A 13,466-nucleotide genomic window follows, 5' to 3' on the forward strand; every position below is an offset into this window, starting at 1 on the left:
GCCTGAGAACTGCTCTCAGGCGGGGTTTTCTGTGCCTGTAGCCGTCCTCGGACCGGAGTCGCTCTTTACCAAGGCGGACCTTCTGCCTCGCACTCTGGGCTTTATCTGTAGCTTCCAGCCATTGCTCGAAGCGTTCGCAGCGCTCCTACACGGCCTCCAGCGGCGGAACGCCCGGCGCGCCCAACGCGGTCTCCCTCCCGCCCTCCGACGAGGCGCCCGCGTCGGCCGGCCTCCGCATCCGCCCCAATCCCTTTTCGATTGAGCAGGACGGGGCTACGCGCATCTGCCACACGTTCGACGATGTGCACAATCCCGTACGGGTTCGTATCTACGACGCCCAGGGGCACGAAGTCTGGAGCGAGGAGGCGCGCCTGACGGGGCGCAGCGGGGAGACCGTGCAGCGGGGAGACCGTGTGGAACGGGCGTAACGACGCCGGCGAGCGCGTCCGCGCTAGGCCGCACGTGGCACTCGTGGAGGCGGGCGGGCCGAGGTCGGGAACCGTCACGCAGCTTAAGAAGACGGGGGTCGTGGCGCGTCCGCTCAATTAGCCGCGGTTGTTCGGGGGGAAAGTCTAAACCCACCGGGAGCTCCCCTCTGGTTTGACCCCGATTCCGCAGTGTTCCTACCCGCTCTTCCTCAATGTGCTTATCCTTCTCCCTGATGCACCCATTACCTTTCTTTTCAAACGCTAACGCAAGGGGCAGGAGGGAGCGTGCGACGCCCATTCCTTCCAACGCAAGAATTGCAATACAACCGATAGCACTCAACCATGACCTCCCTATCCGAGCAAATTCGAGACCTAAAGAATGAGATTGAGGAGACACGGGCCCATCGGGCCGAGGCGCTTCGCGGCCTGAGCGAAGAGGTAAGCGACCTGGGAGACAGGTTGGCCAACATGCTTGAGGACTTTCGCGAGGACCGGGCCGAGACGTCGGAGGCGGATCAAAACCGGCGATCCGACCGACTGGAGCAGCTTCGGGACGAGGTGCACGACATTGCCGACACCCTGAAGGCGAAACTTGCGAGGTTTCAGGACGATCGTGCCGAAGCGGCGGCGAACGATCGCGCCCAGCGCCAGGACGACTTGCACCGTCTGCAGGGCGAGGTGAAAGGCATCGCTGAGGCTGTAGGCGCACAGATCGAGCGCTTCCACGACGAGTTTGCCGAGATGGCCGAGCAAAGCCGGAACGACCGGTCCGTCACGGCGGCCGAGGTCCGGAGTGCCGTAGGGGGCATCCGAGAAGACGTTCAGGACCTGGTGGAGAACCTGCGGGGGCAGCGCGACGACGCCCGGCGGCAGGCCCAGGAGAAACGTCGTGCGTTCGTGGATGAAATTCGGTCCACCGCTCGGGAGACCCTCCGGCAGAGCCGAGAAACGCGTCAGGGACTCGTCGACGAGGTTCAGTCGGCCGCCCAGGAGGTGCTGTCGGCGGCCCGCGAGGCCCAGCGCGAGGTTCGCGTCGAGGTCGAGACGGCCCACCGCGCATGGACGGGGTCGGAGCCTGTCGCTCCGGCCGAATCCGAGGAGGACGCTGCGGAGACTCAGGAAGAATCTGGGGAGGCCGAAGAGGACACTGAGGCCGACTTTTCGGAGCTTCAGGGTGTTGGGGACAAGACGGCTTCTCAAATTAAAGACGCCGGACTCACGACGTTTGAAGACCTGGCAGACAGCACGGAGGAGGACGTCCGGGATATGATCGAGGACCTCCCTGCGTTTGCGGACGTCGAGTCGTGGATCGAGCAGGCCCAGGACCGCGTGTAGGACCATGTTTTTACTCGACGACATCCTCCTCGCGCCGATCCGGGGGGTCCACTTCATCGCCTCCTCAATCTACGATGCGGCCCAGGAGGAGGTCGAGAACGAGAAGCGGATGCTCCGGGACGAGTTGAACGACCTGTACATGGAGCTGGAGACCGGCGACCTCTCCGAAGAAGAGTTTGAGGCCCGCGAGGAGGAGATTCTCAATCGGCTCGACGAGCTGGAACAACTGGAGCAGGAACTGGAGGGCGGGGAGGGCCGCGAGGATCAGCAGTGATGAGAGTGCTCCGATGCGAGTTCTCTCAGCGTTACCGTTTTCCACAAGACTCCGTGACCGGCCACGGGGTCCCGTCCATTCCCCATGTCTTCTCCTTCGCCCCCGTTCCTCAGGTCGCCCCCGTTTTTGCTCCTCTTTGGGGGCAAGGGAGGCGTCGGGAAGACGACCTGTGCGGCGGCCGCGGCCCTCCGGTTGTCCCGACAAACGTCGGGCGAAGAGAAAAAGGTGCTCTTGCTCTCGACCGATCCGGCCCATTCGCTCGGGGACTGTCTCCAGGACGCCGAACGGCCTGCCTCCCTGGAGGTGGAGGAGTTCGATGCCTCCGCCGCGCTCCGGCAGTTTCGCGAGCAGCACCGGGGCACGCTCCACGAGATCGTCGCCCGGGGCACGTTTTTTGACGACGCCGACATCCAGGAGCTCCTCGATCTGGCCCTTCCCGGGCTGGACGAAACGATGGCCGTGCTTCGTCTCGCCAGCCTCGCCGATGAGGAGACCTACGCGACGGTGGTGGTCGACACGGCGCCGACCGGCCACACGCTCCGCCTCCTCGAAATGCCGGAGCGGTTCGAGATGTGGGTGGAATTTCTGGACGTTCTGCTCGAAAAGCACCGGTACATGCGGGCTCGCTTCGCCGGGGAGGCCGGCTCGGACCCGCTGGACACGTTCGTAGAGGACCTGCAAGCACAGGCCCGGAGCGTGCTGCGTCTTCTCCGGGACGACGGGCGAACCAGCTTCGTGGTGGTGTCCCGCCCCGAGGACGTCGTGCTCCGCGAGACCCGCCGGCTCGTCGACGATCTCCAGGAACTGGAAATCCCTGTTCAGAGCCTCGCCCTGAACCGGTGGCCCGAAGAGCCGGGCCCCTCAGGGCCTCAGGCACTCGATCTCCGGCCCCACCACGAGTGGCTGTCGGACCATCGGTGCTGGGCCCTTCCGGATCTGGGGACGGTCGCTCCCTCTTCGTCCCTGCCGGATCTCTGGTCCCGGGCCACACCCCTCGATGAGGAGGAGTGGGACCAGATTGAGGAGCGCAGATCCCGACAGTCGTCGGAAGAGCCCCCCGACGCAGCGGGCTCGGCGCCGCGGGTGAAGAACGAAATTGCCCTCCCCGACCACATGCTCTGGCTCTTTGCGGGGAAAGGCGGGGTCGGGAAGACAACCCTCGCCTGCGCGACGGCGCTTCGCCTGGCCGAAGACGCCCAACACAGCGGCGAGTCGGCCCGCGACGGGGACGCCCGGGTGCTGCTGATGTCCACCGATCCGGCCCATTCGCTGTCGGACGTGCTGGGCACCGAGGTTCAACCGGATCCGACCCCGGTCACCGACTGCCTCGATGCCCTCCACATCGAGGCCGCGACTAAGCTCGAGCAGCTGCGAGACGACTACGTGGAGGAGGTACAGCAGTTCTTCAGCCAGACCGGAAGTACCAGCTTCGACCTTCCCCACGCCCGGACGGTGACGGAGCACCTGATGGACCTCGTCCCGCCGGGCGTCGACGAGATCGTAGGCCTCTCGGCGACGTTGGAGCAACTCACCGATGGCCGCTACGACCGGATCGTACTGGACACGGCCCCCACCGGACACTTTTTCCGGTTCATCGAAATGCCTGACGTGTTCGAGGCCTGGATCCAGGCCTTCTTCCGGCTGCTCCGGAAGTATCGTCGCGTCGTTCGGGCTCCAGCCCTCAAAGATCGGCTCGTTCGCCTCTCCAAGCAGGTGAAGCGGCTGCGCCGAATCCTCGGGGGGCCGGAGCCGGAAAACGGAGACCGCGAGTCGGAGCGAGACGGCAAGGTGTACGGCGTGGCGACCCCCGGCGACATGGTGCTGGCAGAAACGCGGCGCCTGGCCACCCGCTGCACGGAGGCCGGGCTGTCAATGCCCGCGCTGTTCCTCAACAAGGTCGACCCCGAATCGGCGGTGTTTTCCGATGAGGGACGCCGGACAGAGCACGGAGGCCCGGATCGAGCCCCCGTTCAGCGCTTCAAAGCTGCCTTCGAGGACTTCTTAATCACCATCGTGGAGCGCCGGCGCCCCCCACAGGGAATCGATCCGCTCCGCAGACTGGGCCGTGCGCTCTACGCGTAGCCGCTGCTCGCAGGAAGCCCTTCGCCCGTTTGATTGCTCGGACGCATCATTCCCAAGCCTCCAATGCCTGAACGCCTCCCCGGACAAAGTACCGACGTCACGCTCGCCGAAACGCTCGACCGGGTCCTCGACACGGGGGCCGTTCTCCGGGGAGACGTCGTGATTTCGGTGGCCGACGTGGACCTCCTGTACCTCGACGTGCGCCTGCTTCTGAGCGCGGTCGATACGGCCTTCGATCACGGCGCCCTTCGGCAACGATCCATCCTCAAAACAGACCTCAATTCCGATGAGTGACAACGATCGTCTCCGACCCGACGCGAACGTCTCCGCCGGCGACGGCCGGCTGGAGGCGAAGGCTCGCGGGGGGACGCCCCAGAACCCACTGCGGCACATTGACGTCGACGAGGACAATGCCTCGAAAGGACTGGCGCAGCTGGTGCTGACGCTGATTAAGCTGGTGCACGATCTTCTGGAGAAACGGGCCGTCGCGCGGATGGAAAACGACACCCTGACAGCCGAAGAGACCGAGCGAATTGGACAGACCCTCAAGAAGCAGCTCGAAGAGATTGAGCACATCTGCGACGTGTTCGGCCTGGAGCTCGACGACCTGGACCTCGACCTCGGCGCGATCGAGCACCACGACGCCAGCTAGGAGTTCTCGGCGGCTCCACTGCGCGGGCCCGGCCTCACTACACTCCAATGCACTCCCATCCAACCGATCTTTTCCCATGGCTAAGCAAATGCAGAACATGCGCGGGCCGCGAAGCACCACCCTCGCCGATCTTCTGGAGCGGGTGCTCGAAACAGGCATCGTGGTGGCGGGCGACATCAAGGTAAACCTCAATGACGTGGAGCTGCTGACCGTCCAGATCCGTCTGGTAATCTGTTCGGTCGACAAGGCCGATCAGATGGGCATGGACTGGTGGAAGTCGGCCCGGTACCTCCAGTCGGAAGACTCCAGTTCTACACAGGACGACGAAGATGGGCAGGAGCAAGAGAAGACGCAGGCGCAATTCGATGAGCTGAACGACCGGCTGGACCGTCTGGAGGCCACCATGAATCAATTGGCGGAGGCGAAGGCGGAGGAGAACGGTGCCAGCGAGGACGACGGCGCCTGACGGCGGCACGCGAGCGGCAACCGTGTCTCGACGAAGACGGTTGCCCCCTGAGACGATGTCGCCGATGGAAGCGGACCGACCGTCCGGCTCATCCCCCATTGCGCAATGTTCTCACCCCCCATCCTCAATCTGCCTATTACTTTTGTCGAGGGGGACTCTAAATTGCGCCCTTGAAGACGAAGACCGAGCACCCCTCACTTACTTCTCAACAAAGCACCCTCAGTCCCATGGCTGAAGTTCAGAAGACAGGCGATGCCAGTGGCCTGGCTGAAGTCGTTGACCGGATTCTCGATAAGGGAATCGTGATCGACGCCTTCGCCCGAGTGTCACTGGTTGGCATCGAACTCGTATCCGTGGAGGCCCGCGTTGTCGTGGCGTCCGTCGAGACGTACCTGAAATACGCTGAAGGCATCGGCCTGACGGCGACGGCAGCGGCTCCGGCCTCCTAAGTAGAGGTGAATGAGGCGCGTACGGAATCCCCGCAGGATTCCGACGCGGAAAAGCAGGAATGGGAAGCCCGATCGAGTACGATGTCCATCGTGCCCCGGGCCTCCCCTCCTGCTTTCCCTCATTTGGGCATACGTCCAGGAGTATGGGAAGTTGTCCGGTAGTCCCCGATCTCCCCTCGGCGTCTACATTCCCCACACACTGCATACCGCAAAACATGGAGCACGCAGAGCCGAACGCAACCGCCATCGACGGCAAAAGTCGAAACGGGACCTTCGTCCCTGAGCCAAGCGACAAATTTGTGACGACCCCCGCAGTCGAGAAGGTGACGGACCGCTCCCTAGCCTACCTCGACGCCCGATATCCCGTGCATCTGACCGGCGTGACGGGGACCGGCAAAACGAGTCTGGCGTTCCACATCGCGTCCCATCTCGACCAGCCCGCCGTTCTCCTCCACGGCGACAGTGAGTTCGAACGGTCCGACCTGGTGGGCGGAGAGGTGGGCTACCGAAAGTCCCAGGTGGTCGACAATTTCATCTCGTCGGTCCTGAAGAAAAGCGAGAACGTGCGGAAGGTGTGGCAGGACAAACGCCTAGCGACGGCCTGCCGGGAGGGATACACGCTCATCTACGACGAATTTACCCGCTCGCGGGCCGATACGAACAACGTGCTCCTGAGCATCCTGGAAGAGCGAATACTGAGTCTCCCGGCGCGCGGGAAGCGCGAGAAGGACTACATTCGGGTCCACCCCAACTTCCGAGCCATTTTCACCTCGAACACCCGGGAGTACGCCGGCACGCACGACACGCAGAGCGCTCTCTTCGACCGGCTCGTCACGGTCGAACTCGATCACCCGGACCGTCAGACCGAGATTCAGATTACGCAGACCCGCTCGGGAGTCGGCGAGGACGCCGCGGCAAAGATCGTCGACCTCGTCCGCGGCGTACGGGCACGGAACGAGGACTACCACGGGCCTTCGGTGCGGGCCGCCATCCTTCTGGGCCGCGTGTTTGCCGACCGGGAGGACGAATTCGATCCGAACTCCGCGTTCTTCCTCGACGTGTGTGCCGATGTGCTACGCCCGAGCCGAGCAGCAGGCGAGACGTCTGATGAGGGGAGCATGGAGGAGTACATCCAGACCGTTATCGACGAGGTATTTAAGCCTGTTCAGTAAGGAAACCACGTTCCCCCCAACCCGACCCCTGTACCAGACCTCCAATCCAATGAGTGACGACCCTAGCGACGAGGCCCCCCGCGAGCGCTCCAGCCGATCACAGCCGCGCCCGAAGCGTCCACGCCCTCCGTCCACGCGGCCGCCCTCCAGCCTACGGGCCGCAAAACGGACCGACAGCCACAAGGCGTATGTGGAGCTTGCCAACCTCCAGATGGCCCGCACCCGTCAGGACCGAATCCGCTCGGCCCTCCAGGATCAGGTCAACCGGAGCACTCGACGGATTCAGAAGATCGACGAGAAGGTCGAGGCCGTGAAGGAACAGATCGAGCAGAACGAATCGGACAATTCGAATCCAAAGGACGGCACCGACGAAGCGTTTGAGTATGAGTACTGAGTCGACTCCGCACGGCGCGGCTCCTTGAGCATGCTCGCCGGGGCCGCGCCCCCGCACCGCTGATTCTCGCCGGTTCCCTCCCCCGACGCAGGGAGCGAAACGTTCGCCCAAACGGTCCAACAGCTCATGAGCGCACAATCGAACGAGTCGTCGCAGAAGTACCTCTACGCAATCACACAGGCGGGTGCCATCGGCGAAACCGACCTCACTGGGATTGAGGACCAGCCCGTCTACCCTATCGACACGGAGGGGCTCGCGGTTGCCGTGAGCGACTTGGGCCGAAACGACGTGCGACCACGGCGGCGCCACCTGAAGGCCCACCACGGCACGATCGACGAGCTCATTGACCAGGGAATCGACATCCTCCCTGTGTCGTTTGGCGTCATCGCCGAAGGGGCTTCCCAGCTACGCTCGTTCCTCGTCCGCAATCGGGACCGGCTTTCCCAACAGATCGACCAGCTCCGCAATCGGGTGGAAGTCAGCTTCCGCGTGGCCTGGAACGTCGACGATCTCTTCCAGCACTTTGTGGAGCACCACGAGGAGCTCCGGGAGACCCGCGACGAGTACTTTCAGGGAGGCGACCGAGAACCTACACGGCAGGAGAAGGTACACTTGGGGGAAACATTCGAGGAAATCTTACACGCACAGCGCGCGGCCCACCGGGAGCGCGTGGAAGGTCGCCTCCTTGAGGTGGCCGACCAGATTCACGCCGAGGACTGCCGTGAAGAGACCGATGTCATGCGCCTGGCGTGTCTGGTAGAGCGCGACCGGGTCGAGGATCTGGAGGACGCCATCTACGACGCCGCCGAGGAGTTCCAGGACCATTTTCTCTTCAAGTACACCGACCCGACGGCCCCGTACACGTTTGCCGACATCGAATTCTAGCCCACCGGCAATCTGGTCTGCCCCGCGCGGAATTTCCCCCCTTGCTGATGCAATTGGAGCGATATCCGTGAGGCGTAAAACATGAAGGAGAGAAACTATTCTTCACGCATCACTCCACGTATCACTCCTCACGCATCACGGCATCCGACGAATTCTCCCAAAAACGCACAGGCACATGGCCGATACGAATCGCAACGATGAAAACGGCGAATCCGGCGTCGGGCGCCTATTTCGCGAGCTGGAGAGTGCCCTTGAGACGCTCGGGGACCTCGCCGAGGAGGGGCAGAGCTGGTCGAAAACCACCTCGCTCGGGTCGGAGGACTCGGACCTGCAGGGTGTGTTCGACCTGGATGTCCGCACGGGCGAGGCCGCGCGCAGGGGCCATCCCCGAACGTCGTCGCCGTCCGCCGATGCCCCTCAGAGCGAGCGCTCCCGTTCCACGACCGATCAGTCGTCGGATCGGGAGGTGCCGGTTGAGGAGCGACGCGAGCCGGACGTCGACGTGTTCGACGAAGGGGATCACGTGCTCGTGATCGCCGAGATGCCGGGCGTGACGAGCGATCAGGTCGACCTTCAGATCGACGGCGACGTGCTCGCCCTCGAGGCCTCGACGCCGGATCGGACCTACGCGACCGAGGTGCTTCTGCCCCAGGAGGTTGCGTCCCCGACCGAGGTCCAGGCCAACAACGGAATTGTCAAAATCCTCTGTCCAGCGTGAGCACAAACAAAACGTCGGATCTGGAATCGGACCTCCGGCTGACGGTCACGGAGGCCCCGCGGGACGACGCGGGGCGGGGAGTGGTCCGCATCGATCCGGAAGACATCGAGGCGCTCGGCGTGGACATCGGGGACACCGTTGCCCTTGAGGGCGGCGGTCGGGCCGTGGGGAAAGTGCTTCCCCTGCAGCCCGAGGAGCGGGGCCAGGGCATCATCCAGATGGACGGGGTGCTGCGCGAGAATGCTGACGCGGGCGTGCACGACTCCGTGTCGGCAAGTGCCATCGAGGCACCGCCCGCCCGCCGCGTGGTGCTTCGGCCCTCGGAGGCCACGCTGTCCGACCAGGACCTCGACTACATCGGGCGCCGGATCGACGGCCGACCGGTGCAGCCGGACGATCGGATCCGGGTGGCCCTCCTCGGCAATCAATCCGCCGACTTCGTCGTGAGTGAGACCCGGCCCGCTGGGCCGGTGCTCATCACGCCCGATACCTCATTGATCATCGAGGACGAGGATGCCGAGGCCGGGGCTGCCGAGTCGGGACGACTGACCTACGAGGACATCGGCGGGCTCGACGCTCAGCTCCAGCAGGTGCGGGAGATGATCGAGCTGCCCCTCCGAGCCCCCGATGTCTTTCAGCAACTCGGGATTGACGCCCCGAAGGGGGTGCTACTGGCCGGGCCGCCAGGCTGCGGAAAAACGCTTCTCGCCCGGGCCGTCGCCGCCGAAACGGACGCCTCCTTCCTGTCGATCAGCGGCCCCGAGATCGTTCGCAAGATGTACGGGGAGAGCGAAGCACAGCTCCGCCAGGTCTTTGAGGAGGCCGCCGGCCAGGCCCCGAGCATCGTCTTCATCGACGAGATCGACTCGCTTGCCCCCCGCCGCGAGGACGTGGAGGGCGACGTGGAGAAGCGAATCGTGGCCACGCTGCTCACCCTGATGGACGGGCTGGAGCCCCGCGAGGGCGTCATCGTCATCGCCGCCACCAACCGGCCCGACGCCGTCGACCCGGCGCTCCGACGGGCGGGCCGCTTCGACCGGGAAATCAACATCCCCATCCCGGACCGACAGGGGCGGCGCGAGATTCTATCGGTCCACAGCCGCGGAATGCCCCTAGCCGAGACCGTGGACCTGAATCAGTTGGCGGAGACGACCCACGGCTTCGTCGGGGCCGACCTGGAGGCGCTCTGTCGCGAAGCCGCCATGGCGGCACTGCGCCGGACCCTTCCCGATTTTGGTCTCGGGCAGGATCGCCTTCCGCACAGTAAGCTCCGCGGCGTCGAGGTTCGGAAGAACGACTTCGACGCTGCCCTCCGCGAGGTGCAGGCCTCGGCCCTGCGGGAGGTCTTCACTGAGGTCCCGGACGTGCAGTGGACCGACATTGGTGGGCTGGGCGACGCGAAAGCCCGCCTGCAGGAGGCCGTCGAGTGGCCCCTCCGCCACGCAACTCTCTTTGCCGAGGCCCAGGTGCGCCCGCCCCGCGGCCTCCTTCTGGCCGGGCCGCCGGGCTGCGGCAAGACCCTCCTCGCCCAGGCCCTGGCCACGGAGACGGAATCGAACTTCATCTCCGTGAAGGGCCCGGAACTGCTCTCCAAGTACATCGGCGAATCGGAGCAGAAGGTGCGCGAGATCTTCCGGAAAGCCCGCGAGGCGGCGCCCTGCATCGTGTTCTTCGACGAGATCGACGCGATTGCCCCCTCTCGGCGGGGCGAGTCGGAGGGGGCAGGCGTCTCGGAGCGGGTGCTGGCCCAGTTTCTCGTCGAGATGGACGGCATCGAAGACCTGCGCGACGTGGTGGTGATGGCCGCCACGAATCGCCTCGACCGCATCGATCCCGCCCTCCTGCGGCCGGGCCGCTTCGACGACCTCATCCGGGTGGACGTCCCGGACGCGGAGGCCCGGCGCGCCATCCTGGAGGTCCACCTGCGGGACAAGCCGACGGCCGACACGCTCGACGTGGGGGCCATCGCGGAGCGGACAGAGGGCTTTTCGGGGGCCGAACTGGCTGCCGTCTGCCGCCGAGCGGCCCTCGGCGCCATCCGGCCCGTGGCCCGTCACGCCGAGGACGACCCCGACACGGACTCGTCGACCCTCGGCAGCGCCGTCGTCCTCACGCAGGAGCATCTCTCGGGCGCCGTCCGCGAAGTTCAGGACCAACGCAAGCGACGCGACTCATGAGCCCTTCTCCCCCGCCCGCCCTGTCGGAGGACCAGGCCCTGTATCTCTTCTGCCTGACCCGCCGGTCGGCCGCATCGTTTGAACACGACGGGCTCAGCGGCCAGGCCGTCCGGCGCCTTCCGGTCGCGGAGGGACTGAGCGCCGTCGTCGACGCCGTGGACCGCGCCGCGTGGACCGGGCCGCAGGCGGAAGAGAACATGCGGTCGCTCGGATGGGTGGGGCCGCGCGCAACCCGCCACGAGAACGTCGTCGAGCGCGCGATGGAGGAAGGCCCGGTATATCCGGCCCGGTTCGGCACGCTGTACTCGTCGCTGGAGCGGCTCCGCACGACCGTCACCGCTCACGTCGAGACGTTGACTGCATTCCTGACGCGCGTGGAGACGGCCGACGAGTGGGCGGTCAAGGGGCTCCTGGCCCGGGATCGGGCCACTGCTCACCTGGTGGAGCAGACCAGCGCCCCCGAGGCGGAGGACGAGGAGACCGGAACGGCCTACCTCAAACGCCGCAAGAAAGAAAAAGAGGCCCGCCGCTCGGTCGACGAATGGCTCGGTGAGGTGACGCAAACGATAAAGGACACGCTGATGGAGACGGCCTCCGAGATCCGCACGCTCGACCCGCAGCGCACGGTGAAGGACGACACGGATCGCTCGATGGCGTTCAACTGGGCGTTTCTCGTGGACCAGGATCGCTGCGACGCCCTGCGCCAGGCCGTCCGGCGGGCCAATGGGCGACACAAACCGGCCGGCCTAAAACTCCGCTTGACAGGGCCGTGGCCCCCGTACAACTTCCGCCCGAACCTCGCGGACGAACCGTCCGGCGGGCCGGAGGGCGACGGCCTTTGACCTCACCTTCGGGGGCTCGCTGTAAATGTACGATCCTTTCGCGACGCTCCGGGCACGCGCCGCCGGAACTACGCCTCCAGTTCAACCCAGATGGCCGCCCGTCGCCGAAGCTCTTCGTTCGTGTCGATGGAGAGCTTCTTTTTGAGACTGCTTCGATGGGAGTCAATCGTTTTTGGGCTCAGAGCCAACTGGTCGCCGATCTCGCGCCTCGTGAGCCCCTCCCCCATGAGCTCAAAGATCTGAAGCTCCCGGTCGCTCAGGGAATGGAGGGATGACGTAGAGACCGAGTGCTCATTTCGTACGTATTGCAGGAGGAGGTCCTTGTTGAGCGAGGGACTGAGAAAAAGCCCCCCGTCCAGCACACGGCGAGCCGCCTCCACGACCCGCGAGCTGGCCTCGCTTTTCATGAGATACCCGCGAGCCCCTGCCCGAAGGGCTCGCTCGGCGTACAAGGTTTCCTCGTGAATCGAGATGACGAGGATGGGACGTTCCGAAGCCGTGGCGTGGAGGTCCTTTATGAGTTCCAGGCCGCTCCCCTCCTCGAGCGAAAGGTCGACAATTGAGAGGTCGGGGTCGAGGTCCGGAACGAGACGCCGGGCCTCTTTCGCCGACTCCGTTTCGCCGCAGACCGTAAGTCCCATTTCCTCCTCAAACATGGAGGTGTATCCTTCCCGCACTACCGGGTGATCCTCAACGACAAAGATTTGCTCACTCATCGGAGGGGTCGGACTTGCCTTGCAAAATGCTCAGTGCTCATGGGACCGGCGAAGAGTAGTTGAGGGCAAAATTTATACCAGACCGTCCCTCGGTCACACAAAGGCCTGGGAGGCTTGGTCCATCGGTAGACTGCATCGTACGAGGGTCCCCCCCTCTTCCAGCGGCCCAATGTCGAGGTGAGCGCCGATCAGGTCGGAGCGATACTGCATGAGCTGAAGCCCATGAGCGTCAGAGGAGTCCGTCTCTTTCAGGATTCCTTTTCCGTCGTCTTTCACACTTAAGACAAGATGATCTTCCTCAAATTGCAAGCGGATCTCAACGCGGTTCGGGTCCGCGTGACGGAGCGCATTGTGCATGGCTTCGGCCCCCATTCGGTAGAGATGCGCCGCCACATCCTCGCTCAACTCCGCATGTCCCTCCGTCTCGAACGAGCACGAAATTCCCGAGATGCTTTCCTGACGGTCGACCAAATTCCGAAGTCCCTCCGTCAGTCCTCCATTCTGAATTTCGAGCGGCGTGAGCGACTGGGAAAGCGACCGCGCATGCCGACTGGCCTCCTCGATCTGGTCGGCCACCTCGTGGAGATGGTCGGCGGAGAGGTCGTTTCCCTTCTCCAGTGAGGTAGCGGCGGACCGTGCTACCATGGACGTTCCTGCTAGCTTCGAGGCAAGCACGTCGTGCAGGTTTTCCCCAATGCGGCGCTGCTCCTCATCACTGATGGCAATGACCTTGCGCTCGAGCTGGCGTCGCTTGGTGGTGTCGAGAAGGACGCCACTGAAGGTCAGCTCGCCTCCCACACGCTCCGGCGTCGCGGCGCTGTAGAGCCAGAGCCGTTCGCCGGAGGGCTTTTCAAAGGGAAGTTCGAGACTCCAGCT

Annotated in this window: 16 protein-coding genes; 14 read left to right on the forward strand and 2 right to left on the reverse strand. The window is 64.5% G+C overall.

Translation table 11 applies throughout. The annotated features are described in order from the left end of the window. Positions 1 to 302 precede the first annotated feature (302 nt). The 14 genes from ABEL04_RS14620 (at position 303) to ABEL04_RS14685 (ending at position 11,874) form a co-directional block, all read left to right on the forward strand. Entirely contained in the window at positions 303 to 428 is a 126-nt protein-coding gene (locus ABEL04_RS14620; RefSeq protein WP_375803137.1) for a hypothetical protein, read from the forward strand. A 342-nt stretch (positions 429 to 770) separates the two neighbouring features. Next, positions 771 to 1,763, forward strand: coding sequence for a hypothetical protein (locus ABEL04_RS14625; protein ID WP_375803138.1), 993 nt, complete (start codon positions 771 to 773; stop codon positions 1,761 to 1,763). Positions 1,764 to 1,767: 4 nt separating this feature from the next. Then, entirely contained in the window at positions 1,768 to 2,037 is a 270-nt protein-coding gene (locus tag ABEL04_RS14630) for a gas vesicle protein GvpG (protein ID WP_375803139.1), read from the forward strand. A gap of 84 nt (positions 2,038 to 2,121) precedes the next feature. After that, complete coding sequence (locus ABEL04_RS14635) at positions 2,122 to 4,119, forward strand: ArsA family ATPase (protein ID WP_375803140.1); 1,998 nt, start codon at positions 2,122 to 2,124, stop codon at positions 4,117 to 4,119. Between the two features lie 63 nt (positions 4,120 to 4,182). After that, a complete protein-coding gene (locus ABEL04_RS14640) occupies positions 4,183 to 4,413 on the forward strand; it encodes a gas vesicle protein (RefSeq protein ID WP_375803141.1) in 231 nt (76 codons plus the stop codon). Continuing rightward, on the forward strand, positions 4,406 to 4,771 hold the full coding sequence (locus ABEL04_RS14645) for a gas vesicle protein K (RefSeq protein ID WP_375803142.1): 366 nt from the start codon (positions 4,406 to 4,408) through the stop codon (positions 4,769 to 4,771). Before ABEL04_RS14640 ends, ABEL04_RS14645 begins: the two co-directional genes overlap by 8 nt. 76 nt (positions 4,772 to 4,847) lie before the next feature. Beyond that, on the forward strand, positions 4,848 to 5,237 hold the full coding sequence (gene gvpJ / locus ABEL04_RS14650) for a gas vesicle protein GvpJ (protein WP_375803143.1): 390 nt from the start codon (positions 4,848 to 4,850) through the stop codon (positions 5,235 to 5,237). 227 nt (positions 5,238 to 5,464) lie between these two features. Beyond that, positions 5,465 to 5,686 carry a gas vesicle structural protein GvpA gene (gvpA, locus tag ABEL04_RS14655; protein ID WP_375803144.1) on the forward strand — a complete coding sequence of 74 codons (222 nt, stop codon included), beginning with the start codon at positions 5,465 to 5,467 and terminating at the stop codon, positions 5,684 to 5,686. A gap of 215 nt (positions 5,687 to 5,901) precedes the next feature. Continuing rightward, positions 5,902 to 6,858, forward strand: coding sequence for a gas vesicle protein GvpN (gvpN, locus tag ABEL04_RS14660; protein ID WP_375803145.1), 957 nt, complete (start codon positions 5,902 to 5,904; stop codon positions 6,856 to 6,858). Positions 6,859 to 6,907: 49 nt separating this feature from the next. Then, entirely contained in the window at positions 6,908 to 7,252 is a 345-nt protein-coding gene (locus ABEL04_RS14665; RefSeq protein ID WP_375803146.1) for a hypothetical protein, read from the forward strand. 126 nt (positions 7,253 to 7,378) lie between these two features. After that, positions 7,379 to 8,137: a GvpL/GvpF family gas vesicle protein gene (locus ABEL04_RS14670; RefSeq protein WP_375803147.1), complete on the forward strand. Its 759-nt coding sequence runs from the start codon at positions 7,379 to 7,381 to the stop codon at positions 8,135 to 8,137. A gap of 175 nt (positions 8,138 to 8,312) precedes the next feature. After that, on the forward strand, positions 8,313 to 8,855 hold the full coding sequence (gene gvpH, locus ABEL04_RS14675) for a gas vesicle protein GvpH (RefSeq protein WP_375803148.1): 543 nt from the start codon (positions 8,313 to 8,315) through the stop codon (positions 8,853 to 8,855). Then, positions 8,852 to 11,032: a CDC48 family AAA ATPase gene (locus tag ABEL04_RS14680; protein ID WP_375803149.1), complete on the forward strand. Its 2,181-nt coding sequence runs from the start codon at positions 8,852 to 8,854 to the stop codon at positions 11,030 to 11,032. Before gvpH ends, ABEL04_RS14680 begins: the two co-directional genes overlap by 4 nt. After that, on the forward strand, positions 11,029 to 11,874 hold the full coding sequence (locus ABEL04_RS14685) for a GvpL/GvpF family gas vesicle protein (RefSeq protein ID WP_375803150.1): 846 nt from the start codon (positions 11,029 to 11,031) through the stop codon (positions 11,872 to 11,874). Before ABEL04_RS14680 ends, ABEL04_RS14685 begins: the two co-directional genes overlap by 4 nt. Before the next feature lie 68 nt (positions 11,875 to 11,942). On the opposite strand, the gene ABEL04_RS14690 is transcribed toward ABEL04_RS14685, so the two are convergent. Further along, entirely contained in the window at positions 11,943 to 12,590 is a 648-nt protein-coding gene (locus ABEL04_RS14690; RefSeq protein ID WP_375803151.1) for a response regulator, read from the reverse strand. A 93-nt stretch (positions 12,591 to 12,683) separates the two neighbouring features. After that, the coding region (locus ABEL04_RS14695) for an ATP-binding protein (RefSeq protein ID WP_375803152.1) at positions 12,684 to 13,466 on the reverse strand (783 nt) is incomplete at its 5' end.

The sequence above is a fragment of the Salinibacter sp. genome (assembly GCF_042218895.1).
Lineage (GTDB): Bacteria > Bacteroidota > Rhodothermia > Rhodothermales > Salinibacteraceae > Salinibacter.